Genomic DNA, 26,940 nt, shown 5'->3' with positions numbered 1-26,940 from the left:
GGTATCAGCGGTCGCATATTGTCTGATATGCGACCCGCTCACATCCGTACTTAACGCAACTGAAACCAGGTGGTTTTCAGTTGTGTGTATTTATCAAACGAATGCAGCGATAGATCGCGACCGAAGCCTGACTGCTTGCCTCCGCCAAACGGCACCGACACATCCAGCGCGTCGATGGTGTTGACCGAGACAGTACCGGCATTCAAGGCACGGGCCACACGGTGCGCGCGGTTCAGATCATCGCTCCACACCGACGCAGCCAGTCCGTAGATGCTGTCATTGGCTTGCTGCACCGCCTCTTCCTCAGTGTCAAAAGCGCTGACCGCCAGAACCGGACCGAACACTTCATCCCGAGAAATGCGCATGCCGCTCGTCACGTCACCAAAGATCGTCGGCTGAATGAAGTTTGAAGAACCATTGATGCTCAATTGCTCGCCACCGGACAGCAGCGTGGCCCCGTCAATACGTGCCTCTGCGACCGCTTTCATAATTCGGCTGGTTTGCTCACTGTCGACGATTGCCCCAGCAGCGCTCCCAGGGTTCAGTGGATCACCGGGCATCCACGCACGCGACTTGCTGATCAGCCGTTCAACAAATTCGTCATGGATGGAACGTTGCACGTACAGACGTGAATTGGCCGAGCACACTTCACCTTGGTTGAAGAAAATACCGAAGGCGGCCTTCTCCGCAGCCAGGTCCAGATCCTGACAGTCTTCAAACACCAGGTTCGGGCTCTTACCGCCGCATTCCAGCCAGACCTGCTTGAGGTTGGACTGTGCCGAGTACTGCATAAAGTACTTGCCTACCTGAGTGGAGCCGGTGAACACCAGACAATCCACGTCCGGATGCAACCCCAGTGCCTTGCCGGCGCTCTCGCCCAAGCCCGGTACCACGTTCAGCACGCCCTCTGGAATGCCTGCTTCCAAGGCAAGCTGAGCCAGACGCAGGGCCGAAAATGGCGATTGCTCGGCGGGCTTGAGTACCACGCTGTTGCCGGCCGCCAATGCAGGCGCAAGTTTCCACGCAGCCATGTCCAGCGGGAAGTTCCACGGCACTACTGCGGCAACTACCCCCAAGGCTTCCCGCGTGATGGTGGCCAACGCATTCTGGGCGGTAGGCGCGACCTGATCGTAAACCTTGTCGAGCGCTTCGCCGTACCAGGCGAAGACGTGGGCGGCGCCGGGCACATCCACGTTGTAGGCATCCATCACCGGCTTGCCCATGTTCAGCGAATCGAGCAGCGCCAGCTCTTCGCGGTGCACCATCAGCAACTCGGAAAGTTTGATCAGGATTTTCTTGCGCTCGCCGGGGGACATACGCCGCCAAGGGCCTGCATTGAAAGCCCGGCGTGCGGAGCACACTGCCAGGTTGACGTCTTCTTCGCCGCATGCGGCAACACGCGCGAGCAATTGATTGGTCGCAGGGTTGATGGCGTCGAATGTCGCTCCGGATATCGACGACACTGGCTGGCCGCCGATCAAGGCGGTGTCGATGAAGGATTGGCGGGCAACACGCTGCTGCCAGTAGTTAAGGTCGAACACGTTGTACTCCCACATTGACCGTCTACACGGTCAGTTGTTATTGATCTGGATGGATGGTGCGCAACTATCGAGGCAGGAAGCACTGTTACCAGACAAAATCAGGTCAGATGCGGCCAGCCTTTCGAGCACCTATGAGGAGGGACAAACCACCGTTTGTTCAGAGCCAGGCCATCGCGAAATCATGGTTTTTGCTGCTGCTCAGGTAAATACTTCCTCCCCCTTCAACTCAGGGGCTGCGGCTTGGTACAGGTCATTGAGCCGACTCAAACCGCAATAACCTGTTGTCAAAACCTGCGTGTTTTGGGATGTATCACTCCGCCATCTGCAAGTCCGGCATCTTCACCCTGAACCCACGCGTGACACCCAACAAACAAATCAGCCCCAAGCCCATCCAGCACAGACCAATCGTGAACGACATAGCGGAAAGGCTCGTCCACAGCCAAATGGTGCTGAGAAACCCCAGGGCCGGCAGCGCCGCGTACATCAGGTAGTTGCGTGTGCCGCGCAGTTTTTGGTCGACCAGGTAATGCTTGATCACCGCCAGGTTCACCGCCGAAAACGCGAAGAGCGCGCCGAAGCTGATCATGTTGGCGACGGTATCCAGGGTGATAAACAAGGCAATCAGCGAGAACAGGCTGACCAGCATGATCGCGGGGGCCGGCACGCGCTTTTTCGTGACCAGCTTGCCGAACACGCTCGGCAATGCACCATCGCGCCCCATAGCGAACAACACGCGCGAGACACTCGCCTGGGAGACCATTGCCGAAGCGAAACAGCCCGCTACATAGGTCGCGGTAAATGCGGTCACCAGCAGTTCACCGCCGACGCGGCGCATCACGTCCACTGAGGCTGAATCAGGGTCGGCGAAACTGTTCCATTCCGGAAACACCATCTGGGCGAAATACGAAACCAGCAGAAACAACAGCCCCCCGAACAACGACACCACCATAATGGCGAGCGGAATAGTTCTTCGCGGGTTGGGTGTTTCCTCGGCCATGGTCGACACGGCATCGAAGCCAAGAAACGACAGGCAGAGCACCGCAGCGCCCGCCATGATCAGCGGGACGCTGAAACCTTCATGATGGAAAGGTGCGAGCAGCGAAACCGGGGCGGAATGCCCACTCAGGTTGTGAAGCGATAACGCGACGAACACAACGATGAAGACCAACTGGGCAACCACAAGTATCCAGTTGACCCGAGTGATGGACTCGATGCCGACCAGATTTAGAACGGTGACCAGCGCAATTGAACCGAGCACCCACACGGCGGTAGGCACAGCGGGAAAATATTCCGACATGTAGATGCCGATCAGCAGATAACTGAGCAACGGCAAGAAGATGTAATCCAGTAACAAGGTCCAACCGGCAATAAAGCCGAAATACGCGCCAAATGCCTTGCGCGTATAGGTATAAACCGATCCTGAATAGGGGTGCGCCTGGACCATGCGTCCATAGCTGTAAGCGGTCAGCAACATGGCCACAAGGGTCAGCAGGTAGGCGGTGGGCAAGTGCCCTTTGGTCATCTGGGTGACGAGGCCATAGGTTGTAAACACCGCCAGCGGGACCATGTATGCCAGACCGAAAAGTACCAGTCCGACGAGCCCCAGGGGCTGTCGAAACCTACGCGATGAAGTGGGTTGCGATGGGGAATGATTGGAGGGAGTATCGGCCACGTTTGTTATTGTATTCATTGCTGACTCCTGGAAATGGGCATGCAGGACGCCGCGGTATCCGATGAAATCGATACCGTTATCCGTTGAGAAGTGGACTGCCCTATGTGTACGCAGGGCAATGTAACGATGCGATTCTCCACCCTTGAGCGGGGGTGGAAAACCGCTCACTTCACAGCTTTCTCGCGATCCGTGCGGTGCGGTCTACCGCGATACGGGTCTTGTCCACCAGTTCGTCGAGTTCCGCGCGCGTTGCTACCAGTGCTGGCGCCATGATCATGCGGCCGAGTGTCGAGCGAATGATCACACCCTCTTCAAAACCAAAGGTGCGGCACTGCCAGGCCAGGTCATTTTCATTGTCGAAGCGCTTGCGTGTGTCTTTGTCCTCGGCGAACTGCATGGCCGCGAGCAGACCGGTTCCCTGGATCTCGCCGATCATCGGATGGCTGCCAAACACTTCACGCAGGATCTGCTGCAAGTACGGCCCGGTATCTTCCTTCACCGTGCGAACAATGCCTTCATCACGCAACGCCTTGAGGTTGGCGAGGGCAACCGCCGCCGCGACCGGGTGCCCGGAATAGGTCAGGCCGTGGGCGAACACGCCGCCCCGCTCCACCAGCGCATCCGCAATGCGTTTGCTCAGCACCAGGCCGCCCATGGGGATATATCCGGAGGTCAGGCCCTTGGCGATCGACAGGGTGTCGGGCTCGAAGCCGAAATACTCGTGGGCAAACCACTCGCCCGTGCGACCAAAACCGCCAATCACCTCATCGGCGCACAGCAGCACATCGTATTGACGGCAGATGCGCTGGATTTCCGGCCAGTAGCTTTCCGGCGGGAAAATCATCCCGCCTGCGCCCTGGAAGGGTTCCGCGATAAAGCCCGCAACATTTTCGGCGCCCAGTTCGAGAATCTTCTCTTCCAGTTGCAGGGCGCAGCGACGACCGAACTCGGCCGGAGTCAAGTCGCCGCCCTGTGCGTACCAATAGGGCTCATCGATGTGCGCCACGTCCGGAATCATGCCGCCCATCTCGTGCATGAACTTCATGCCGCCCAGCGCAGAAGCCGCCAGGGTGGAGCCGTGATAGCCATTCCAGCGACCGATCATGATCTTTTTCTTGGGTTGGCCGACCACTTGCCAGTAGCGGCGAACGGTACGGATCAACACCTCGTTGGCTTCGGAGCCGGAGTTGGTGTAGATCACGTGACTGTAGTGGCCCGGGAGCAGGCTGAACAGCAGCTCGGACAGCTCAATCACCGCCGGATGAGTGGTGTGGAAGAACATGTTGTAGTACGCCAACTGGTCCATCTGCGCGGCGGCGGCGGCGGTTAGGTCCTTTCGCCCATAACCGAGCTGGGTGCACCACAGACCCGACATGCCGTCCAGGTAGCGCTTACCTTCACTGTCCCACAGATACAGGCCCTCACCACGCACCATCACGCGCGGGCCTTCGGCATTCAGCGCCTTTTGATCCAGAAACGCGTGGATGTGGTGGGCCGCGTCGGACTTCTGATAGTCCTGGGTCCGGCGTTTGGGTTCGAATGGTAGGTTCATGTTTTTTCTCTCTTGTTAGTCGTCATCCGCTCAGCGGATCTTGTTCATGTAGCTTTCAAGGGGGTCCTTGCTCAGCACGCCCTGTGCCTCGGCCAACGAATCGATGAACAGCGAAAACAGTTCCGATTGCGCACCGATATCGAGCTTGCTGTAGATGTGTTTGCGGTGAGATTTGATTGTGTCTTCCGATACACCCAGGCGCTCGGCAAGCGAGCGGGTGGAGTGCCCACGCAAGATCAATTGGGCGATACGACATTCGCGCTCGGTCAGGATCGACGAGCCAAAATTGTTCAGCGCCGAGTGAATACGCTGCTCCAGCAGGCTTTCAAAGCGGGAACCCTGCGCTTCCAGACCAACGAAGTGTTTGCCCAACACCGCCAGCACCCAGGGTGCTATACGCTTGAATTGTTGGGTGGTGGCCGCGTCCAGCTTCTGCGTAAATGCCAGTGATACCGCCAGACTCAACCCGTTGTTGGACTGCAGGATGTAGTTCAACTCATCCTCCAGGTGCGAATGTCGGTAAAACGACTGGAAGTACTCGCTGAGCTCGAAATGATCGGGGGCGACATCGGCAAGGTCGTAACACCCGGAGCCGACGCCCTCTACGCACGCGCCGTAAAACGGATCGAGCAAATAGAAGCCCGACAGGTACTGACGCACATTACCCTGCGGCAGCCATGGGCCTTCCAATTCAAATAATGCGCTGGGCATGCCACCGTGCGGATACAGGTAGAGCGTGGTGGCTTGGATCGGCCAGATACAACCGAGGGCCTCGAACAAAGTTGCGGCGAAGCCCGCTTGCCCGATGCTCTCGGTTACCTTAGCGATCTGTTCAAACCATTGCGCAGAAGAAAGCCGATCTTTTTCCACTTCGAAGACTCGCTGAAAGAACGTTAGAGATGGTCCCATACCCGGGAAACCATCGAAATCACCCTATAGGGTGAGCCTGCATCCGATATTTATGCTCACTTCCCAGCTTAATAATATTTTATTAATAGCCCCCCTCCCCCTAGCCTTGAAGTCATGCACGAACTGAATCCAACTGCATTACGCAAGGACAGACACATGACTGAAGCAATAACAAAAACAGACACCCTGGTAGTGGGAGCCGGTCAGGCTGGCGTGGCCATGAGTGAGCACCTGAGCAAACAAGGCGTGCCGCATCTGGTGCTGGAGCGCAGCCGCATTGCCGAGCGCTGGCGCACCGGGCGCTGGGATTCGTTGGTGGCTAACGGTCCGGCCTGGCATGACCGTTTTCCAAGCCTGGAATTCGATGACGTCGCCGCCGATGGCTTCGCCCCCAAAGAACGCGTCGCCGATTACTTTGAAGCTTATGCCCGCAAGTTCAATGCGCCGATCCGTACCGGCGTGGATGTACTCTCGGTGGTGCGTAATGTCGGCCGCCCAGGCTTTACCGTGCACACCAGCGAAGGCGTGATCGAAGCCAACCGCGTAGTGGCAGCCACCGGGCCGTTCCAGAAACCGGTGATTCCGCCGATTGCACCTGAAGACTCGGCGCTGCATCAGATCCACTCTGCCGATTATCGCAACCCTGCCCAACTGCCGGCCGGTGCCGTGCTGGTGGTCGGTGCAGGCTCTTCCGGTGTGCAGATCGCCGATGAGTTGCAACGTTCCGGACGCCAGGTGTACCTGTCGGTCGGCGCCCACGACCGCCCGCCCCGCGCCTATCGCAACCGGGATTTCTGCTGGTGGCTGGGGGTGTTGGGCGAGTGGGACCAAGCGGCGATGAAACCCGGTCGTGAGCACGTAACCATTGCAGTGAGCGGTGCACACGGCGGCAAGACAATCGATTTCCGTGAGCTCGCCCAGCAAGGCATGACCCTGGTTGGCCTCACGCAATCCTTCAGCGGCAACCTCGCCAGCTTCCAGCCCAACCTGGTGGAAAACCTGGCGCGTGGCGATGAAAACTACCTGGCCTTGCTGGATGCGGCCGACGCCTACGTGGAGCGCAACGGCCTGGACTTGCCGCTGGAGCCTGAAGCCCGTCGCGTGTTTCCCAACGCCGACTGTATCAAGAACCCGATTCTGGGACTGGACCTCGACAAAGCCGGCATCACCTCGATCATCTGGGCCACTGGGTTTGCCGTGGACTACAGCTGGCTGAAGGTCGATGCGTTTGACGCCGCCGGCAAGCCCCAGCATCAGCGCGGCGTCTCCAGCGAATCCGGGATCTATTTCCTCGGTTTGCCGTGGCAGTCGCGCCGTGGCTCGTCGTTTATCTGGGGCGTGTGGCACGACGCCAAGTACGTCGCCGACCATATCGCCATTCAGCGCCAATACCTTGAGTACCGCGACGCCGCCCCGGTGGTTCGTCAGTCCCCTGTCAACGCCTGATCCCTATTTTCCGGAGTTTTTTGATGCCTACTCACACTCGTATCCGTATGTTCAACACCAAGGAAACCTACCCTAACCAAACCCTGGACAACGACCTGTGCCAGGCCGTACGCGCCGGCAATACCGTGTATGTGCGCGGCCAGGTGGGCACTGATTTCGAGGGTAACCTGATTGGCCTCGGCGACCCACGCGCCCAGACCGAACAGGCGATGAAGAACGTCAAGCAACTGCTGGAAGAAGCCGGCAGCGACCTGAGCCATATCGTCAAAACCACCACCTACCTGATTGACCCGCGCTACCGCGAGCCGGTGTACCAGGAAGTCGGCAAATGGCTCAAGGGTGTGTTCCCGATCTCCACCGGGCTGGTGGTGTCGGCCCTGGGTCAGCCGCAGTGGTTGATGGAAATCGATGTAATCGCGGTTATCCCGGAGTAAGGAGGCTTCCCATGACCTTTTCAATCGTGGCCCGGTGTGCGGACACTGACCAGCTGGGCATTGCCATCAGTTCATCAAGCATCGCCGTGGGTGCCCGTTGCCCATGGCTGCGCCCTGGTGTGGGCGCGGTGTCGACCCAGAACATCACCTTGCCGGCCCTGGGTCCTGACGTGCTCGACCTGCTGGAACAGGGCCTCGCCCCGGCCGAAGCGCTTGACAAGGCCCTGACCAGCAATGGCTACAGCCAATACCGACAGCTGACGGCGATTGATCACCTGGGGCGCGCCGTGCATTTCAGCGGCAGCGAAACCCTCGGCACCCATAATGCGGTGTCGGGCGAGCAGTGCGTGGCGGCGGGCAACATGCTCGCCGACCGCGGGGTGATCGAGGCGATGGTCAGTACTTTCGAGCAAGGCGAAGGCCAGTTGGCCGATCGCCTGCTGGCCGCGATGCATGCGGCCATCGCTGCTGGCGGCGAGGCCGGTCCGGTGCACTCTGCTGCGCTGGTGGTGGTCGGTGAGCTGACATGGCCGATCATCAACCTGCGAGTGGATTGGGCCGACGAGAATCCTATCGGTGACCTTCAAAGCCTATGGGACGCCTACCGCCCGCAAGTTCAAGACTACATCGACCGCGCCCTCGCCCCCGATCGCTCCCCGGGCTACGGCGTGGCCGGTGATGACCGATGAGCAGCAGCCGCGAACTGCTGCAGACGCTGGTGGGGTTTGATACCACCAGCCGCGAATCCAACCTGCATCTGATCGAGTTTGTGCACGATTACTTGGCGGGTTTCGGTGTGGCCAGCGAACTGGTCTACAACGAAGAGCGAAGCAAGGCCAATCTGTTTGCCAGCATCGGCCCGGTGGAATTGCCGGGCATCGCACTTTCAGGGCATACCGATGTAGTGCCGGTGGATGGGCAGCCATGGACGGTACCGCCATTCGAGCTAACTGAGCGCGACGGCAAGCTGTTTGGCCGGGGCACGGCAGACATGAAGGGCTATATAGCCTGTGTGCTGGCGCTGGTGCCGGCATTGGTGAAGGCGCCGCTGCGGATCCCGGTGCATATCGCCCTGTCGTACGACGAAGAAGTCGGCTGCCTCGGTGTGCGTTCGTTGCTCAAGGTGATTGAGCAGCGGCCGGTGAAGCCGATGCTGTGCATTATCGGTGAACCGACCGAGCTCAAGCCGGTGCTCGGCCATAAGGGCAAGTTGGCCATGCGCTGTGATGTGCATGGCGAGGCATGTCACTCGGCCTATGCGCCGTATGGGGTGAACGCCATCGAGCATGCGACGGAGTTGATTGGTGAATTGGGAAGAATCGGGCAACGCCTGCGGGACACCCAAGATGCGCGTTTCGATCCACCATTCAGCACGGTGCAGACCGGGGTGATCAGTGGCGGCAAGGCGCTGAATATCGTGCCGGCAGATTGTCGGTTTGATTTTGAGATTCGTGCCTTGCCGTCGCAGGATCCGGGTGAGGTAGCTGAGGAGTTGCAGGCTTATGCCATGCAAAAAGTGCTGCCGCGCATGCAGGCAGTCAGTCGCCAGAGTGCGATTCGTTTTACCGAGTTGTCCGCTTACCCAGGCTTGGTCACCGACGAACGCAGCCAGGCGGCAGAATTGATCGCGGCGTTTTCCGGTTCGCGGGAATTTGGCACGGTAGCGTTTGGTACTGAAGGCGGGTTGTTCGATGCTGCGGGCATTCCCACGGTGGTGTGCGGGCCCGGGAGCATGGACCAGGGGCATAAGCCGGATGAGTTTGTGAGTGTGGCGCAATTAGCGGGGTGTGATGCGATGCTACTGCGGATGCTGGAATCAATCCGCGCCTGAGCCGCCTATCTACCAGACACCAAAAATCAAATGTGGGAGGGGGCTTGCTCCCGATTGCAGTGGTTCAGTCGATGCATAAGTTGACTGTCACAATGCTATCGGGAGCAAGCCCCCCTCCCACATTTTTAATCCTGGGTTTAGCCCAATAGTCGCACGAGTTCTTCGCGGCAGTAGTCGACAAATAACTGCACCGACTATGAAGCATTGCTGCCGTGGAACTGCTCACCGGAAATGCCACGGTAAACGGGAAGCGCATCTGACGGTAGGTGTGCTTCATGGATCGCATACGGTTGAGCAGCGCGGATCAGTTGATGTCGCTGATAATGTGCGCGGCGCCTTGACCACAATCGACCGTAATGAGGCGTTCATCAAGATGACGCTAGCTGTGCTGATGACGCTGTCCAGCATTGAGGCCGGCGCGATTCATACCCGGGGCCAAGCGTTAACAGGGCTGCAACAGGCGGTCGACAGTCTTGAGGTATTGTTGACGGTTCTGGGCGATGTGACGCCGCCGGTTCATCACTGACGCCGCTATCGGAAAAACTCTACCCCTAACTGGAAAAACTTTTCCATCTGAAAGGACCCCCAACCTGGGCGCTAGTGAAAATACTGCTCGCGCTTGATATTTTGAGTAGAGCAATCCACCAACGAGGTAAAGGCATGAGCAATCCAGGCGAGGATGATGTAGAAGGGCTTTACTATGCGGACGGGTATGCTGATGCCTGTGAAGGTAATGAGCCAGGCACGAACTGGAACGGCGACGACGATACGCCAGATGCCTTGTGGGATGCCTACGACGCTGGCTACAACGACGGCAAATAGCGACTATCCATAACGGCGTTTATGTTGAACAGGCCCCTACACTTTGATCCGTTGAGGGGGCTAGTTTTTTGCGGCGCGGAAACCATAACCCCAGAGGCTGGTTCACCGAGACCCGACTCTCTGGTTTGACGCACAGATCGCCAATTCGCCGAGAAGGAACTCCAGCCATGCCCTAAGCCCACGAAGGCCCGGCCACCGTGAACGTGATGGTGCTGTACATGGGCCATGAGCCCAATGAGTTGGCCTACCAAATACAGGAAGGTCTAGCGATGTCTAGCGATTTTTGCTAGACATCGCTAGCTTCGCGCATTAGTCGATCGCGGCCATGACCGCGTATTTACATGCGCTGACGCCCAGGCCAAAGGCTCGAGTCGCAAACGGCTGTAAATTTTGAGTGGATCGCAGTCGATCGTAACAGGCACCTATCGGCCCAGAGTGTGTAAAAACGCTTCGTCAAAATTGAAGTTTGCGCGTCTATGCGGAATCTGAAAATTAACGGCTGCTCAGCCGATCTGGATTTTGCGTAGAAACGCGATTTTCAGTCCAACACTGGGCTCCAATCGCGCTGAAAAACGTTTTTACACAGCCTCGGCCAGAAGCGGTCATCCGCGATCTCACACCGTAACGCCGATGAAGATCAGCAGCTCCAAAAGCGATTCGGTCCATTGCCTGCGTCGTAACTCGACATAAGCTTAGAGGGTAGCCATCCAGGTAACACACATTCCTGATGCCATCGCTTAGGGCCAAGGTGAGCGCGAACAAACTCCTTACTTCTTTTTACATCTTCGAACCCGGCATACAACGAAAACTTACATCGCCTTCCAATAATCGGCAATAACAAAAAGACCGATTACACGGAGAGTTTCAAATGCCCTTTACCCGTACTGTTCTAGCGTTGTCCCTCGGCCTGATTTTTTTGCAGAGCCAGGCCCAGGCGGCGCCGCCGCTGTCGCTCACTAACGGCAACTCCGAGCTGACTGCGCAAATCAGTAATGCCTGGATTGAAATCAACAAGACCGGGTTAGAGCACAATATCCGTACCCTGCAAGCGGAGCTGGCCGGCAAGTCGAAACTCTGTGCGGTACTGAAGGCCGACGCTTATGGTCATGGTATCGGGCTGGTGATGCCTTCGGTGATCGCGCTGGGTGTACCGTGTGTGGCAGTCGCCAGTAACGAAGAGGCGCGAGTGGTTCGCCAAAGCGGCTTTAAAGGCCAGTTAATCCGTGTTCGCACCGCCTCCCCGGGTGAGCTGGAAAATGCTCTGCAGTACAACGTCGAGGAACTGGTTGGCAACCTCGATTTCGCCTGCCAGGCGGCCGATCTTGCACATAAACACGGTCGCAAACTGCAGGTGCACATCAGCCTCAACTCAAGCGGCATGAGCCGTAACGGCGTGGAAATGGCCACCGAACAGGGCAAGAAAGACGCCGTGGCAATCACAAAGGTACCGAATCTGGAAGTGGTCGCGATCATGACCCATTTCGCGGTGGAGGATAAGGACGACGTACGCAAGGGCCTGGCAACCTTCAACGAACAAGCGGCCTGGCTGATGGACGTGGCCCAGCTCGATCGCAAGAAAATCACCCTGCACGCGGCCAACTCCTTCGCCACCCTGGAAGTACCCGAATCGCGCCTGGACATGGTGCGCACAGGGGGCGCGTTGTTTGGCGATACCGTCATTTCGCGCACTGAATATCGGCGCGTGATGCAATTCAAGTCGCATGTGGCCTCGGTCAATAGCTATCCCGCTGGAAACACAGTGGGTTATGACCGCACCTTCACCCTGACACGTGATTCGAAACTTGCCAACATCACGGCCGGTTACTCCGATGGGTATCGCCGCGTGTTCACCAATAAAGGCGTGGTATTGATCAATGGTCATCGCGTGCCGGTGGTGGGCAAGGTTTCGATGAACACCGTGATGGTCGATGTCTCGGATGCACCCGACGTCAAGGCAGGTGATGAAGTGGTGCTGTTTGGCAAGCAAGGCGCAAGCGAAGTCAGCCAGGCTGAAGTCGAAGAGATCAACGGCGCGCTTCTGGCCGACCTCTACACCGTCTGGGGCAGTGCCAACCCGAAAATACTGGTCGAGAAGTAATCCCACCACCATCGTAAATTACAGGGCGCGCTCATTCGGGCACAGTTTTGCCGAGCGCGGAAAAGCTCAAATGTATGGCTGGGGCCGACAGGAGAGAGGTCGCTTTCTCTTGTCGGAAGGTGACCATTATGTTTTTTTCCGCGCTGACTCAACGTATCGCCGGTGACGGCGCAGTTGCCTGAGATATTCACTACTGCGCCATGGCGTTGAACAGCCTAGTCCGGCACCATCTGGACAAATTCCCACCACCTCGCTCAAAAGAAAAATCAAACCTGCTAGGAAACGCCGTTACACATGGATCAAGCGAAACGTCCATCAGTGTTCGGGCCTACACAGAGAGGCTGTTGTGCTTCAGCCTAACCACCCCATTCATAAAATCACGAACCTAGCACACTGAGTCAGACTGCTAGCCTTCAGCGGGAAAGGCCGCTTTGGGTCCAGGCTGTGTGAAAACGTTTTAGAGCACGTTCGGCAGTCAGAATCGGAACGAAAATCGCGTTCCTACGTAAATTTTAGGTCTGCTGACTAACCAAACACTGGCAGATTTTACGCAGCAACGCAGACTTCAAAACGATTCGTGCGTTTTCACACAGCCTGGGTCGTTTTCTGCCTGTCACCAGCGTCAACTTTGGGCCGATTGCAGCCCTTGGTGACAGTCAGCAATCGGCCCAGAGTGTGTAAAAACGCTTAGTCAAAATTGAAGTCTACGCTTCTATGTAAAATCTGAAGTTTATCGGCTGGTTGGCAGACCTGGATTTTGCGTAGTAACGCGATTTTCAGCCCTGGGCGCCAATCGCGCTGAAAAACGTTTTTACACACTCTGGGCCAGAAGCGGACGTTCAATACGGATTAAGACAGGATGCGACGACCCGTTCTCAGCTTCAGGGCACGTGCTGTATCAACACAAAATTCGTTCCCGCGTACTCGTCGATGGATCGAATACTCCGGATCGATTATTCGGGAATCCCCGTCACCGTATGCACTACACGCATCGCACAGGGAGGTCGCGCTCCTTCCGGGTTAAGCTGTTCGCATTTCTTCAGCAGCGGGTAAGCATCGGCAAACTTCATCGCCGCCACCTTTTCAGCGTATTGCTGCGAAACGAAGCAGTGCTCGAATCGATAGGCGGCATACACCTCGGGCTGTAGAGCCTGATGATCGTAAACCTCGTCGACGATACTCTTCAGCATCTGGGACATCTGCGTGTTGGCCTCGGGGGAAATCCTGGTGAGTAGATCGTCCTTAGCGACGCCCGCCTGCCTCGCCCCAATAACCTGCTTCGATGCGCCGATCGACGCCTGCATTCCCTCCGGAAACGGGCAACCAGAAGCACCCAATACCGATGTCGAAGTCATGCAACTCAGTAAAATGAAAACTGCGGCCATCCTTGTCATGGAACTCCTTCGTTTGAAGTCAGCATTGTTGAAAAGACGATGCGGATATTAATCGATGTCAATTGAGTTCGCTTTACATAATCCTTGTCCGATATGGGTCGGTTTCAGCCGGTCGCGACAGGCAAAAATCGGCCAGAAGCGGACTTTCACTTTTCACCCTGGTACGAGAATGCGACCGCTGACCCAATTGCTTTTCCTTCACGCCCCGCGTTACCCTCGCCACAAGTCGAACACTGTAACCAAATGGACTTGCCGTCGTGACGTATTATTCCCGTCGACCAAATAAACTGATTGGAAGCTGAGGGGTAAATTGGACTTTAAAGAAGCATTCATCTTAGTAATGGATCTGGCCCACGCCATGCCTGCGATATTCGACAAGGTCGAAATAGAACTCGCCTTTGGTGACGCTAATCCCGCCATCGGCGACTGGTCGGACCCAACCAACAAAGGAATGCTCGTAACTGGCGATGGAGTTGGTTGCAAGAGCGGTGTGTACTTTTTTGGCTCTCCTGAGGGGGAAATCCTCTACATCGGAAAAGCAACCAAGAACAACCTGCACCATAGGGTTTGGGACCATGTTAAGACGCCAAGCATCCGAGAAGACGGAAGACGAACCTTTCCCAATCACCGGTTCACTGGGCTTGAGCAAGCCAAAAATCAAATGCCCCACGTTCAAAGCGGCGAAGCACGGATTGCAGTAATTACGGTCTCTGACCCTGTAGTGGTATCCCTCATTGAGGTGTATCTACATACGGCCCACAAAAAACGGCACGGTACATTGCCAGCTTTCAACAGACAAATTGGATAGACACCTAACTGGCGTTCCAAGTCGCTCGTTGGGACGGGCTAACAAAATTGGATCATCAGCAGACAATCGTATTTGACCGCTTTCGGCCGTGAGCCCACCTATCACGACAGACAGCAATCGGCCGTTAACTGTCGTCCACGAAAGGCAGTTATGGTCACTTTCAGCCCGTCACGACGGGCTTAAATTAGCCGTTTTCTGCACGTCACTAAGGGCTGCATCGGCCTGCTGAAGCATAGACTTGCACCTTAGGATGGTTCAGATTAATTTTCAACGGGATGTAATTCTACGATCTTGGGTAATAATGTGTTGGCGGAGTTAGTGTCTTCATAGTGGTGCCGAATTTTATCGCCGTCATTACTAAAATAATGACCATTCTTCATAAATATACTGTCGAACAACCCTGCCGGGCTTGGTAGGGGAATTCTTCGCGATCCGAAAGCCTCCCCCAATATTAAATTTTTAAGCTCCCTATTTTGATTCTCAGACCAGTTTTCTAAATGCTCTCCTGTTACCTCGTTCCAAACAGTGCTTGCAAAGTATGAGCAGTTCTCTTGAAGGCTCCATGCGTCATGATTTTTTATTGAATCTGAAAGCTTATGCAGTTGATGCGTTGTTATAATGGTGGTGCGATATGTATTGGGGTGCCGGCCATTTTCAAGGTCGATGTTAAGCCCTTTTCTAGATGTACGCTTACCTACAGGAATTCCTTCGTTCCACGTACCTGCAGTCCATTTTGTTCGGCCGTCGAGAGATTCATAACTCAACCAACTGTGACCAAGATAATTTGAAAGAAGTGAAGATGAGGACTGCCCCTCAATACTAGAGTGTATGGTTAGCCGGCCCACCCACTTATCGGATTCATTTTCCGAAAAGGAATCTCCTGCTCTCGCGATGCCACAGCTAATAGTTGCGCAGAGTATGTAAACTATAACTCGGAAGCTCATGCTTGCAGAAATCCCTTTGCTAATTGGATGTTTAAATTGTTCTGAAAGGCTGTTTATTGGGGGGCAATCTCAGAATGAACTGGCACTCTACTATAACATCTTCGTAATGGAGACGTTCTTCGAAACCTCTTAACGTATGGATGCGGATCAACGAGAAGCCCTCTTAAGGAAGGTCTGAAGTACCCACCGATTTTTGATGCCTTCACTACTTGAGGTTCAAAAAAAATGAATCGGTCGAAAAACAGCCCTTCTTGTCCTTAATTCACGGTTCTTTCCTCTGATCGCGCTGTTTCAGGGCGATTAGCCCGCATTACAGACGCACCTCGCCCATCCCCATCAACCGTTTTCGCACCATCCACAGATTCGACAAAGCGAACAAGGTTGTCTGTTGAGCGATGTTTTTCGACAAGCCACGAAAGCGCACTTTCGTATAACCAAACTGGCGCTTGATCACGCGAAACGGATGCTCAACCTTGGCCCGCACCTGCGCTTTCGCGTATTCGATCTTGCGTCGCATGCGCCCGATCAGGCTCTTTTTTGCGTGCTTTTTATAGCTGCTTGGTCGGGCGGCAATCGACCAGATCATCTTGCGATCCTGATGCTCGGGACGTTTGTCCACGCCGGTGTAACCGGCGTCGCCACACACGTAAGTTTCCTCACCGTGCAGCAACTGATCGACCTGCGTCACGTCCGCCACATTGGCCGCCGTGCCCACCAGGCTATGCACCAAGCCGGATTCGGCATCGACGCCGATGTGCGCTTTCATACCAAAAAAATACTGATTCCCTTTCTTGGTTTGGTGCATTTCGGGATCGCGTTTACTGTCCTTGTTCTTGGTCGAACTCGGCGCGTGAATGATCGTCGCATCGACCACCGTGCCCTGACGTAGCATCAACCCTCGGTCGCCAAGATAACCGTTGATGACCTGCAAAATCCCACCGGCCAACTCATGTTTTTCCAGCAGACGCCGGAAGTTGAGGATCGTGGTTTCATCGGGGATCCGATCCAGGTGCAGCCCCGAAAACTGGCGCAAAATTGTAGTCTCATAGAGCGCTTCTTCCATCGCCGGATCGCTGTAGCCGAACCAGTTTTGCATCAAGTGAACCCGCAACATGGCCATCAATGGATACGCCGGACGGCCCCCTTCGCCCTTTGGATAATGCGGCTCGATCAAATTAACCAAGCCCTTCCAGGGCACCACCTGATCCATCTCGATCAAGAAGCGCTCGCGGCGGGTCTGCTTACGTTTGCCGGCATACTCGGCATCGGCGAAGGACATCTGTTTCATCGGGACTCAACCGTCGTGTTCGTGTCAGGCGGGTATTTCACCAGATTTGGAAGTCTTCTTCAGAGTTTCCTTAAGCAGTTTTCTGCCTGTCGCTATCGGCAGCTTTGGCTCGCTTGGAGCCCTTGCGACAGCCGATTGCTGCATTCCACGACGGGCTGCTATGGGTCGAATAGCGACAACGGCGCACTGTGCCTGATCCACCCTGTCCTCCCCAGACGTGGAGGACGCCACCATGAACACTATTGCTACATACAGCCATCAGCCTTGGAACAAGGGAAAGTTAGTCGGCCAGAAAGCCCCGCTTAGAGTCAGAGATATCTGGGCCATCCGGGTCAGACTCCAGCTCGCGGAGAAGACACGGGATCTGGCTCTCTTCAACTTGGCTATCGACAGCAAGCTGCGTGCCTGTGACTTAACCAAGCTGCGAGTACGAGATATAGCCCATGGAGAACATGTGTCGTCACGGGCCATCATGATGCAGCAGAAAACTCAGCACCCAGTGCAATTTGAAATCACTGAGCAAACCCGTACGGTTCTTGAGGCTTGGATGCATCAGGCCCGCCTCCGCAGCGAGGACTTCTTGTTTCCGACCCGGTTGCACGACTCAGACCATCTCTCCACCAGACAATACGCTCGAATAGTCAAAGCGTGGGTGACAGCCATTGGCCTTGACCCAACCATGTACGGTACTCACACGCTACGGAGAACCAAGGCATCGCTAATCTATCGCAGGACAAAGAACCTGAGAGCTGTCCAACTCCTGCTTGGTCATACGAAGCTTGAAAGCACGGTCAGATACCTGGGAATCGAGGTCGATGATGCCCTGGAAATGGCGGAACAGACGGAACAGACGGAAGTCTGACCATCTATAGCGACGGTCGATGCTAGACCGTCGCTATCCGACCCAAAGCTGACATTAAAACTAGCGCCAAATGGTCGAAAGCGGCCGTTTACTCCAGCATTTGTCGCTGGTCCACGATATCGTTGGCCTGTCGGACTACATGCGTGAAATTCCAGTCCTGAAGATCTTCACCCTGGGCCAGGCGCATGAGCCGAGACTGCGCGTCGCGCGGAATTCTGTCCCCCCAAACGGCCTCTACGAGCAAGCCTTTCTTCCTGAGCCCCCTGGCTTGGACAAATCGCCCATCATTGGCAATCTCGATGGCCAACTCCTTGAAGAGTGCATCGAGCTTGACTGCCTCGTTCGCCGCTAGCTCTTCAAATCGGTTTTCGTGCCCGGCTATGAACTCAACGAGCAGATTGATCAGATCGTCGTACCAGTCTGTGTTGACAGCGCAGTAACGCGTTAAGCCCTGGCCAGCGTACGCATAGGTCACCCGATACTGTTTTCCATCCCGTGCTTTCATGTGATCAGGAATCATGGAAAAGCACTCTCCGATGGTCGGTGCGGTAACATTCCGACTGTTAAGTAATGTCTCTCGTCCTCCTGCTTCGAGGATTTCTGAGCGAATCAACTCGTGGACATCCAGCGCCCTGCTGCTACGGAAGACAAGTGAAGGTTGGTCTGCGCGCAAGGCCGTGGCCATCGAATCTGGAGAAAGAAAGACAACACTGCCGTCAGCCACGCTGATCAATTCGGCCTCGACACAAACCGGCTTTACATCATGGATAGCATCCACCACTGGTTTGACGAGCGTGTCAAGTTCAGAGTCCATTTTGAGCATTGTGAATCGCCTTCAAGCTGTAGGCAGGTTTCAGCCTCTATAAAGCAGTGTTTTTTGCCAATTGTAGCCTGTCACGAATGATTTAATTGGCCGTTAACTGCCTGTCCAGGATGGCCGCAATCCACAACCTGGAATGGTTACTAACGTACATTTGAGCGGTCGGCAGAATGCGCAGCATTTGTTCGGCATCAGACTTAAAGTCCTCTCAATTCTTCCGCTGTTGCCGGCCGTCCGAGCGATTGGATGTGCGCGATGTCGGCCGGGACTAGATCAAACCACTCACCCTCGAGGCGCTGGGCGCGAAAGGTGTCATGTAGTGTGCGCTCGGCCTCGGAGTAGTTTTCGAACCATGCGTAGTGCTCAACGGTAATCGGAAACGGCAACTTGACTTCGAACAAACGGGTCCGTGATTTCATGTTAACGGTCTTCCCGATCTTGAAACCGTGCGGTGATCGGATCAGGTATACATAGCCGGGAGTAGCGATAGTTGGCAAACGACGGGTGATGCTTGGAGATGGCCTGCGACTCGCAAAAGTAATTGAGTCCATGTCGGGGAAGCGTTCGGCAAAGAGATCGGCAAACCCGTAGCGCTCATTCACAGTGTCTGCAAAATTGAAGAAGGGCTTTGAACGCCAATGAGTTCTGCCAGATGGGCTTGGCTTCAGCGTGAGATCGACCTCACGCCAGTCGATCCGCGCTCCAGCGGGGCTTTGTTCAATACATACGCCCAAGGCGAAGACATATCCAAGACGTGTACCCTCATTCCACGAACCCAAGATAAGCCCTTCTGCTGAGGCGAGACGCCGCATGAGTTCGGGGGGCTCGGAGAGAAGATCTTGTTCCAATGGTGAGTAGTCAGTCGGTAAAGCTGACGTGGCAAGATACCAGTAGTTCTTGATGATCATGGCAACAGTGAGCCTGGGGTCTTGTGGTGACTAATGATTAAGGTAGCCGACGAGTAAGCGCAGCTTTCTTTAGCTCCCTTGACCCGTGGTGCTTAGCTTAGCGGAGGCTGACGCCGGTGAGAGCCGATATCAAACCCTGCCATTAGCGACAGTCTGCTCTTTGCCGAGTGCAGCCCATCGCGACAGGCAGCAATCGGCGCAGAGTGTGTAAAAACGCTTCGTAAAATTGAAGTCTGCGCGTCTATGCGAAATCTGAAAATTATCGGCTGCTCAGGATCTGGATTTTGCGTAGAAACGCGATTTTCAGTCCAACACTGGGCTCCAATCGCGCTGAAAAACGTTTTTACACAACCTCGGCCATTAGCGGTCACTGGTTGCGCCTCAAATCCGCCATCAGCAAACGTCCACCCAACCCGCACAACCCGTCATGACGCCTGTTGACGTTCTATTCAGACCTTTTATTGTCTTCGGTGACTGGATGGCCCGCTTGATTCGCGACGCGGTAACGAGGTAAGTCAATTGGACGGTGAGATCGATCCCGATGCCGAGCGCGGTAATGAATATGACTTCTGGCCAGGACAGAGCCGTCAGATCAAATGCATGGGGCAACACCGCGCCGAAAAATACGACGGCTTTAAATTACCCAGAGTCAGCACGGCTCCGGCGAGAAGGCCCGACCTGCTGAGCGCTTTGGAGGTGCCTGCATTTGTTCGGTGTTCTTGACCATAAGTTCCAGGCGATGAACAGGATAAAGGCAACGCCGAGCCATTTCACCGCGATGAAGACCGACTCGAACTGCAGGGCCAGTGCTGCAAGTCCGAGGGTGGCGACCAGCAGCCCAGGCAAACTGATCTACAGGCCGCGTTGACGTCGATGTGCGTGGCTAATCCAGGATGAACAGGTCCCCTTCCACATCCGTATCGCCGTGTTTACGACTCTCCGCCGCAGAGTCGTAGACGATCATCAGAACCTCCCCAGGCTGCTCGCCCGATTGGAACAAACACATGCCCTCAGCGTGATCGTTGCCTTGCCCGAAAGGCACCTCCAGCACCTTCTCCAATTGATCTGTGAAGACCACGCTTTCCTCGTCGGACGCGAAACCGCCGCGCCAGCGGAAGACCGTTACCGGACCGTCCTGCTCCATGGTGGGGCCCGCCAGGATCAGCAGATCGTCACCGCGGTTGCACAGGTCACGCAAGCCCAGGCCATTGAGCGCGAAGAAGTGCTTGCGGTAGCGGCGCCCATCCGGACCGATCTTCTTCAGCACCAGCGTGTCAGACGAGGCGTCGTTCAGCTCGGGGTCGATCTCCAACAACACGGCCCAGCCGCGTAGAACCGGTCCACGCAGCCCCAGCAGAAGGCGCGAGCCGATCACCGCCAACCCTTCGATATCGAAGCCGTTGTCCTTACCCGGGATAAGCAGGAAGTCGCGTAGCTGAGGATCTTCAGCAATGGCCGCGGTCAGGTCGTTACCGACTTCGTTGCCCTGCAGCTGCGCCGCTGTACGTCCATCGGCGTCCACCTTCCTGGCGAGTGCATAGCTGTCGTTCTGCTGTACCACAGGGATGCGGGCCAGCAGAAAGCGATTGCCGTCCGCCTCGACCGTCGATAGGCGCTTGATATTCTTCTGTGCAGGAGTGCCGGTTTCGGCCTTCTTGCGCTTCAGGCTATGGGAGCCCACCACCCAGAGGTAACCACTGTCATGGACATAGGCCAAGCCCTCGATATCGATCTCGGCGTCTTGTTTCGGTAGGGGCAGATCCAGATACTCCAGGAGCGGAAACGATTGGTGCTCGTCGCACCTTACGACGCCGCCGGGCGCAGCATCCTGGATTTTCAGGCGTTCCAAGCTCGTGGTTTCGTCGTTCGCCACCCAGAGTGTGTCGTCAATCTGCTGAGCGACTGAAAGGCCATCGCGCAACGACGCAAACGCCGGATCAAAGCTCAACAGCGCAAAATTGCTTCGGTGGCTCATGAGCGGTCTCCTGTCTTTATGGCGCTCCGCGCCGGTTATTCAGAACCGGATTCTGCGCGTGTTCTTCGTCCAGTGCATGCGCTCGTCCTAGCCGACCCGTCCACCGCTGATGGCTTAGGTTTCTTCGCTGCAGCTGCTAAGCAACCCGGATTAGTTCCATCAACTCCAAAAATAGCCGACTAACGGTGACCCCCGTAGGCACAAAGCCTGCAATAACCACCTCGACGAACATTTGACGTCAATCTACCGCCATACGGATTTCCTAATCAACAGACCCAATTGACACAGCTCAATAGCGTCGGTTCGAGCGCAACTGCGGCCGCAACATTCCCCGCATACAGGATTATTGACATGATCGACCTCGCCACCTGGAATTTAAGCATCCCTGAAGGCAGCCCACCGGCCACCATAGAAACGCCTCGACTGGCGCAAGGCTTCAAGGACCAGTATTTCAGTTCTGAAGCCGCTACCCTTTCCTTCTGGGCACCTGTGACCGGTTCCAGGACGGCCAACGCTGTTTACCCGCGTAGCGAGTTGCGGGAAACCTATAGCGATGGAAGGCTGCGCAACTGGCAGTATTCAGCGGCGGATAACACCCTGCGGGCGAGTCTGGCCGTCAATCAAGTGCCCAGCACCGGCAAGATCGTGATTGGCCAGATCCACAACAAGGACAGCAACAGCCCCATGGTGAAGCTGGAATACCAATACAAAACGTCGGCTTCGACGGGAAACATTGTCGCCAAGGTGCGCATGCGCCCCGACGATGAAGAGGGCCAGGTCATTACCATTGCGACGGGTGTGCCGCTCGACCGCAACTTTTCCTACCAGATCCACCTCAGCCCGAAGGGCGCGCTGGGCATCAGCGCAGCAGGATACAACTGGAGAACCACCATCGACCCGAGCTGGAAGACCAAACCACTGTATTTCAAAGCGGGTGCGTATGTGCAGGACAACACCGGCTATCCCACCGAGGGCGAAAAAGTGACGTTCAGGATGCTGGAGATCCAACACAACATTTAGTCGCTTCTTTAGATCACTACTGTTGGCACGCCGATCCGAAGGGTGAAGACTTTAGTAGATTTCCTCGTCGATCGGCTACCTAGTGGCTAGCTGTCAGTGAACTCAACCGCGCGGGCGGCAAATGCCCTCGAAGCCTTTCAAAACCATTGCGTGCTCATACAGTGGGATACGCTGCTATCGCAGTGTCGAAGGTCGCGGCACGCATCCTTACATGGTGCGATCACGTTCACTATCGCAAAGAAGGCGAGCGGGATGAGGAATGCATCAGATTGGTGGCGGAGGCTACCCAGAGAAGATTTATCCTGAATTATGAACGCTCTTTCCTGCGCCCGGTGCTGGATTGAGTTAACTAACCTTAAGGGCGTCGGTCGATTGCACCATTTCGCGATGGGCAGCTATCGGCCGAGGCTGTGTAAAAACGTTTTTCAGCGCGATTGGAGCCCAGTGTTGGACTGAAAATCGCGTTTCTACGCAAAATCCAGATCGGCTGAGCAGCCGATAATTTTCAGATTTCGCATAGACGCGCAAACTTCAATTTTGACGAAGCGTTTTTACACACTCTGGGCCAGAAGCAGACACTCTTGGTAGTACTTGGCGATGGTGTTTTTGGCGAATGGCTTTTTGAAGCAAAGCAGTATGACGCTCTGATACATTCGCCCTTTTTCAGGAGGGGAAAATTATGCGAAGGATTATCGCAACGGGGGCGGTCTTGCTGGCCTTGGGCGGGTGCGCAACATCACCCATGCGGGTTTCTGAAGCGCGGCCAGTGCCGGCCAATGAGATATACGCGTTCAAAAGCCAGGGTACGAAAGATCCGGGACGCCTGACCATTCTCCGTGATGACGGGTTTGTCGGTTCGGGATGTGACGTCGTGTTCTACATTGATGGTCAGCGCGCAGCCAAGATAGGTCCCGGTCAGAAGGCATCTTTCGTTTTGCCTGCCGGTGAAGTGAATCTCGGCACCGGGCTCGCCGAGTCTGGATTATGTGCTGGTGTGGCGATCAAAACTGTCGCGGCCAACATCAAGCCAGGGAAAGAAGTGATTTATCGAATCAACTGGGATACGCAAGGTTTCTACTTGGGCCCCTACGTTGAACATGGACGTTGAGCCCAGACAGTTCCGGCCTGTTTCGCACGCCACACCACCTATAGTGAGTGATCGCAAACACCAAAGCGTACCCTGAATACTGAACGGGTGGCTCGCAACAACTCATTCCAAAACCGGGCAATCCCTCTGTCATTACGTTGGATGAAGCGTTTCTACCTGATGCGCGTCAGAGAAAGTGGCTGATTCAAAAAAGTGGGGACACCGTGTTTCACTTTGAATGCCGACGGATGCCACCGTCTGTTCAACAATGCGCCGCATCACAAGTTTGCCTGCTGCCCCGTCAGCGACATGCCCAGGTAGCCCCGATCTTCAAGGCTACGACTTAGCTCTGCTGAGTTGATCAACACCACTCGCTTCGCATCCATTTTGCGCGAGTGGCCATCGCAAGCGCGATGGAGGATGCCATTTTTCCCAGGCTCAAATTGAGCCTACCGACATCAACATTCCCCAGGGGTCTCTGCCCCTCGGGACAGGTACCTCTGATTCGTCTCTGAGGTTCCTATGACAAAACAGATTCCTAATGCTGATACGCGTGTCGCACAGGACAATACCAGACACCAGGAAGACCTGTTGATTGAGCAGGCCATCGCGGTTCTGGAGCATCGAATATTCAAACGTGGTCCCTGCCTGGACAACCCGCAGGAAGTCCGTCGGTATCTGCGACTTAAACTCGCTGGTGAAACCCAAGAGGTTTTCTCTGTGTGTTTCCTAGACTCTCGTCTACAGGTGATGGCATACGAGTCATTGTTCCACGGCACCATAGATGCAGTTAGCGTGTATCCGAGGAGGATATTGCAGCGGGCATTAGAACTGAACAGTGCCGCGATTATCGTCGCTCACAATCACCCTTCCGGAAACACTGAACCGAGTCAACACGATAAAAACATCACTGTCCTCCTGAAAGATTGGCTACCCCGAATGGACATTCGACTTGTCGATCACTTCATCATAGGCAAAGGCGAACCCTACTCCTTTGCAGAAGCCGGCTTAATTTGAAACGTTGACACAACCTGAATATCCGACCTCACTCCAAAGCGCCCTACAGGGCGCTTTTTTCTGCACTCGAGGAATCCGGTCAATAGGGAGCAGCGTCGTATCCGTTTTTGAAGGGAAGACGCCTGCTACCACTGGTTCACTGCGCACACCGCTTTGCGCAGGATCAAACCATGACCCACATTCATTCAAAAACTTACCGCTCCGTAGCGGTTGTCGTAGCGATGGGATTACCGTTGTCGGCACCGGCTTTCAATACCGCAGCAATCACTGCCTCCAGCCTATCTCCCGACTGCCTGGCCTATCGCGTGGTTGGCATCTGTTACTGGCTCTACTGCACCAATTTCGGCTGCAAAGTCCGCACCTCCCCCAAGGTTCGTCACTACGTACCTGATGCTGTGGTGTCGAGCTACAGCAATACCGGAGACAATCCCTGGTCGGAAGTCCGAGTACTGAGCTCGAGCAATTCCACCGCCCGAGGTGGTGGCGACGGCAGCGCTGGCATCAGTCACGAAAACGATCTCGCCAAATTCAAAAACGCTGACGTGATCGGCCATCCCGGCGGCGCACTATTCAGTCAATTCGCGGGCCAGTCCGGATACGCCTGCCCAGGCACCGGCAAAATCCTCATGCCCTATTTTCTGAGCACGCTGGACACCATCGCCTGGCGCTACAACGTCCCCGAACTGGTATTCCCCGAAGCTCTCACACCAGGTGTGCGAGAGATCGGCAGTCGCACCAGTGCGAATCTGTGGGGAGCGGTATACCCCCGTGGTGGATTCCTGCATGGAGTCGACGACCACAAAAGCGCAGCTGTTGTTGCTCAACGGGCTGGCGACATCGTTACCCGCCGCGGACAGATTCATGTCTATCAGCCCATGCTAGGCAAAAAGCACGATGGATATTGGCCTGCCGGCCCACTCAAGGAAAGTGATTCCAGCACGGGTAAATGGCAAGAACTGGCTCCCAGCCAATCTCAAACCTGCGCAGTGTTTCCAAACAACCTTGCTCACACTCAATCCCCACGAGGTGATTATGCGTGGGCGCTCTGGCGGCCCTACAGCTGCTGCGAACGCAAAGGCCAACTCTTCCTGGGAAGTACAGATTTCGCCGGAGCGAACCAATGAAAGCAGCCGACCTATTCGTTGCTACCTCCTCTCAGCTCAAGCCATCCAGGATCCTGATAGCAGCCCTACTGCTGTCAGCCGCCACAGCTAATGCCGCGAGCAAATACGAGATCAACCAAAGCGGTACAGCGATCGGTGACGACGTGCTCTACAGCATCGGAGGAGGAAGTGCCGTCACCATGGGCGGTGCTGCCAGCATGGACAGCATCAGCGTCGGGGCTGGTTGGGACACTAACTTGATCTGCGGCGACATGAGCCTGAACACCACCCTGCAGAACCAACTTAACGGTGCGACAAGCGGCTTCAAGTCCATCATGAGCAACGTGATTCAGAACGCGACGAGTGCTGTGGCCTCCCTCCCCGCACTGATCATCCAGCGTGCCGACCCCGGTCTGTACAACCTGCTGACCAACGGAATCCTGCAAGCCCGTCTCGACTTCGATCGCTCTAAATCCACCTGTCGGGCCGTTGCCGAACGCATGACCGATGTCGCAGGCGGCCAGCTCGGTTGGGGCGAATTGGCTGAAGGAATGGCACTCAGTAATACAGTCAAAAGCCATGATGCCGTGGCAGCCGTTGAACAGGCCGAGAAGCATCGAGGTAACAACGGCGTTACTTGGGTCGGAGGAAACTCGGCCGGGGGCAAAAGCCAACCGTCCATCAAAGTGGTTTCCGATGTCACCCGCGCCGGCTTCAACCTACTCAACGGACGGGATGTCGGCAATCGATCTGCAATCGCCAAAAATACCTGCGGCAACCGCCTGAGCTGCCAAACCTGGTCGTCCCCACAGGAGGCGGAGGCCTGGGCAACCCGAGTCCTGGGCGAGCGCGAGCACCAGACGTGCGACAGCTGCACCAAAACTAAAACCAAACCTGGCGTGGGTCTCACCCCACTGATTCAAGAAGAGTACGACACCAAGTTGCAGGCCCTTGAAGCTCTGGTGAAGGGCAGCAAACCGACCTCCGTCGAGAACTTGCTCGCAGCTAGCAGTCAATCACTGCCCATTACCCGAGGCGTGATCGAAGCGCTGCGTGATGAACCTGACCAGGACTTGCTGGCAAGACGCCTGGCCTCTGAGGTGGCGCTCTCCAGCGTCCTGGAAAAAGCCCTCCTACTCCAACGAACCCTGATGACAGGACGCAAGGAACCCAACGTAGCTGCCAATCAGTTGGCTCAGCAGGCCATCAGCACCGAAAGCGAAGCCCTGACACAGGAAATCAACAGCCTCAAAACCGAGCTCGAACTTCGCCGCACCCTGGCGGGCAATTCCCCCATGGCGCTGATCCAGCGCCAAAACGACCGAGCAGCAGGTTCTCGTGGCGTCTATCAGGGTGATCCAGTGCGCAATCGTCTGGACCTGATCCAGCAAGCGATACCCAAGGATTAG

Annotated in this window: 24 protein-coding genes; 14 read left to right on the top strand and 10 right to left on the bottom strand. The window is 55.7% G+C overall.

The window, feature by feature from the left end:
* Nucleotides 1-50 precede the first annotated feature (50 nt).
* The 4 genes from ACYZT7_RS10315 to ACYZT7_RS10300 form a co-directional block, all read right to left on the bottom strand.
* Nucleotides 51-1,541 (bottom strand): aldehyde dehydrogenase, encoded by a 1,491-nt coding sequence (locus ACYZT7_RS10315; RefSeq protein ID WP_462040933.1) that lies wholly within the window; start codon nucleotides 1,539-1,541, stop codon nucleotides 51-53.
* Nucleotides 1,542-1,851: 310 nt separating this feature from the next.
* Nucleotides 1,852-3,231, bottom strand: a complete 1,380-nt coding sequence (locus tag ACYZT7_RS10310; RefSeq protein WP_462041767.1) for an APC family permease — start codon at nucleotides 3,229-3,231, stop codon at nucleotides 1,852-1,854.
* A gap of 151 nt (nucleotides 3,232-3,382) precedes the next feature.
* The gene (locus ACYZT7_RS10305) at nucleotides 3,383-4,765 is read right to left on the bottom strand and encodes an aspartate aminotransferase family protein (RefSeq protein WP_462040932.1); all 1,383 of its coding nucleotides are present in this window, start codon (nucleotides 4,763-4,765) and stop codon (nucleotides 3,383-3,385) included.
* A 30-nt stretch (nucleotides 4,766-4,795) separates the two neighbouring features.
* Nucleotides 4,796-5,674: a response regulator transcription factor gene (locus ACYZT7_RS10300; RefSeq protein ID WP_462040931.1), complete on the bottom strand. Its 879-nt coding sequence runs from the start codon at nucleotides 5,672-5,674 to the stop codon at nucleotides 4,796-4,798.
* A 114-nt stretch (nucleotides 5,675-5,788) separates the two neighbouring features.
* On the opposite strand from ACYZT7_RS10300, the gene ACYZT7_RS10295 reads away from it, so the two are divergent.
* The 7 genes from ACYZT7_RS10295 (at nucleotide 5,789) to alr (ending at nucleotide 12,305) form a co-directional block, all read left to right on the top strand.
* Complete coding sequence (locus ACYZT7_RS10295; RefSeq protein ID WP_462040930.1) at nucleotides 5,789-7,120, top strand: flavin-containing monooxygenase; 1,332 nt, start codon at nucleotides 5,789-5,791, stop codon at nucleotides 7,118-7,120.
* Between the two features lie 23 nt (nucleotides 7,121-7,143).
* Nucleotides 7,144-7,554 (top strand): RidA family protein, encoded by a 411-nt coding sequence (locus tag ACYZT7_RS10290; protein ID WP_223513339.1) that lies wholly within the window; start codon nucleotides 7,144-7,146, stop codon nucleotides 7,552-7,554.
* Nucleotides 7,555-7,565: 11 nt separating this feature from the next.
* Nucleotides 7,566-8,243 (top strand): DUF1028 domain-containing protein, encoded by a 678-nt coding sequence (locus tag ACYZT7_RS10285; protein WP_462040929.1) that lies wholly within the window; start codon nucleotides 7,566-7,568, stop codon nucleotides 8,241-8,243.
* Nucleotides 8,240-9,385: an acetylornithine deacetylase gene (gene argE, locus ACYZT7_RS10280; protein ID WP_462040928.1), complete on the top strand. Its 1,146-nt coding sequence runs from the start codon at nucleotides 8,240-8,242 to the stop codon at nucleotides 9,383-9,385. Before ACYZT7_RS10285 ends, argE begins: the two co-directional genes overlap by 4 nt.
* 337 nt (nucleotides 9,386-9,722) lie before the next feature.
* Nucleotides 9,723-9,911, top strand: a complete 189-nt coding sequence (locus ACYZT7_RS10275; protein ID WP_462041898.1) for a hypothetical protein — start codon at nucleotides 9,723-9,725, stop codon at nucleotides 9,909-9,911.
* Nucleotides 9,912-10,045: 134 nt separating this feature from the next.
* A complete protein-coding gene (locus tag ACYZT7_RS10270) occupies nucleotides 10,046-10,207 on the top strand; it encodes a hypothetical protein (protein WP_462040927.1) in 162 nt (53 codons plus the stop codon).
* An 868-nt stretch (nucleotides 10,208-11,075) separates the two neighbouring features.
* Nucleotides 11,076-12,305 carry an alanine racemase gene (gene alr, locus ACYZT7_RS10265; protein ID WP_462040926.1) on the top strand — a complete coding sequence of 410 codons (1,230 nt, stop codon included), beginning with the start codon at nucleotides 11,076-11,078 and terminating at the stop codon, nucleotides 12,303-12,305.
* A 953-nt stretch (nucleotides 12,306-13,258) separates the two neighbouring features.
* Here alr and ACYZT7_RS10260 read toward each other — a convergent pair.
* Nucleotides 13,259-13,699 (bottom strand): hypothetical protein, encoded by a 441-nt coding sequence (locus ACYZT7_RS10260; RefSeq protein WP_462040925.1) that lies wholly within the window; start codon nucleotides 13,697-13,699, stop codon nucleotides 13,259-13,261.
* Between the two features lie 310 nt (nucleotides 13,700-14,009).
* Here ACYZT7_RS10260 and ACYZT7_RS10255 point away from each other — a divergent pair, with 310 nt between their 5' ends.
* A complete protein-coding gene (locus ACYZT7_RS10255) occupies nucleotides 14,010-14,507 on the top strand; it encodes a GIY-YIG nuclease family protein (RefSeq protein ID WP_462040924.1) in 498 nt (165 codons plus the stop codon).
* Nucleotides 14,508-14,767: 260 nt separating this feature from the next.
* On the opposite strand, the gene ACYZT7_RS10250 is transcribed toward ACYZT7_RS10255, so the two are convergent.
* Nucleotides 14,768-15,271, bottom strand: a complete 504-nt coding sequence (locus ACYZT7_RS10250; RefSeq protein WP_462040923.1) for a hypothetical protein — start codon at nucleotides 15,269-15,271, stop codon at nucleotides 14,768-14,770.
* A 490-nt stretch (nucleotides 15,272-15,761) separates the two neighbouring features.
* A complete protein-coding gene (locus ACYZT7_RS10245) occupies nucleotides 15,762-16,739 on the bottom strand; it encodes an IS5 family transposase (RefSeq protein ID WP_462039262.1) in 978 nt (325 codons plus the stop codon).
* A 232-nt stretch (nucleotides 16,740-16,971) separates the two neighbouring features.
* Here ACYZT7_RS10245 and ACYZT7_RS10240 point away from each other — a divergent pair, with 232 nt between their 5' ends.
* Entirely contained in the window at nucleotides 16,972-17,601 is a 630-nt protein-coding gene (locus tag ACYZT7_RS10240; protein ID WP_462040922.1) for a tyrosine-type recombinase/integrase, read from the top strand.
* Nucleotides 17,602-17,689: 88 nt separating this feature from the next.
* Here the strand turns inward: ACYZT7_RS10240 and ACYZT7_RS10235 are convergent, their stop codons facing one another.
* From ACYZT7_RS10235 to ACYZT7_RS10225, 3 genes are all read right to left on the bottom strand, one after another.
* Nucleotides 17,690-18,424, bottom strand: coding sequence for a hypothetical protein (locus ACYZT7_RS10235; protein ID WP_462040921.1), 735 nt, complete (start codon nucleotides 18,422-18,424; stop codon nucleotides 17,690-17,692).
* A gap of 194 nt (nucleotides 18,425-18,618) precedes the next feature.
* Nucleotides 18,619-19,329 (bottom strand): GIY-YIG nuclease family protein, encoded by a 711-nt coding sequence (locus ACYZT7_RS10230; RefSeq protein WP_462040920.1) that lies wholly within the window; start codon nucleotides 19,327-19,329, stop codon nucleotides 18,619-18,621.
* Nucleotides 19,330-20,212: 883 nt separating this feature from the next.
* Nucleotides 20,213-21,304 carry a DUF3616 domain-containing protein gene (locus ACYZT7_RS10225; protein WP_462040919.1) on the bottom strand — a complete coding sequence of 364 codons (1,092 nt, stop codon included), beginning with the start codon at nucleotides 21,302-21,304 and terminating at the stop codon, nucleotides 20,213-20,215.
* Nucleotides 21,305-21,655: 351 nt separating this feature from the next.
* Between ACYZT7_RS10225 and ACYZT7_RS10220 the strand changes: the two genes are divergently transcribed.
* The 5 genes from ACYZT7_RS10220 to ACYZT7_RS10200 all read left to right on the top strand — a co-directional run bounded on the left by ACYZT7_RS10220 (nucleotide 21,656) and on the right by ACYZT7_RS10200 (nucleotide 26,940).
* Complete coding sequence (locus tag ACYZT7_RS10220; RefSeq protein WP_462040918.1) at nucleotides 21,656-22,324, top strand: polysaccharide lyase family 7 protein; 669 nt, start codon at nucleotides 21,656-21,658, stop codon at nucleotides 22,322-22,324.
* A 679-nt stretch (nucleotides 22,325-23,003) separates the two neighbouring features.
* Nucleotides 23,004-23,432 (top strand): hypothetical protein, encoded by a 429-nt coding sequence (locus tag ACYZT7_RS10215; protein WP_462040917.1) that lies wholly within the window; start codon nucleotides 23,004-23,006, stop codon nucleotides 23,430-23,432.
* A 501-nt stretch (nucleotides 23,433-23,933) separates the two neighbouring features.
* Complete coding sequence (gene radC, locus ACYZT7_RS10210) at nucleotides 23,934-24,428, top strand: RadC family protein (protein ID WP_462040916.1); 495 nt, start codon at nucleotides 23,934-23,936, stop codon at nucleotides 24,426-24,428.
* 170 nt (nucleotides 24,429-24,598) lie between these two features.
* Nucleotides 24,599-25,552 (top strand): TIGR03756 family integrating conjugative element protein, encoded by a 954-nt coding sequence (locus ACYZT7_RS10205; protein WP_462040915.1) that lies wholly within the window; start codon nucleotides 24,599-24,601, stop codon nucleotides 25,550-25,552.
* Nucleotides 25,549-26,940: an integrating conjugative element protein gene (locus ACYZT7_RS10200; RefSeq protein WP_462040914.1), complete on the top strand. Its 1,392-nt coding sequence runs from the start codon at nucleotides 25,549-25,551 to the stop codon at nucleotides 26,938-26,940. The genes ACYZT7_RS10205 and ACYZT7_RS10200 overlap by 4 nt, the downstream gene beginning before the upstream one ends.

It is taken from the genome of Pseudomonas sp. RT4P38 (assembly GCF_054897765.1).
Note: the sequence above shows the minus strand (reverse complement) of the source record. Positions and strands in the feature narration are given on the sequence as shown.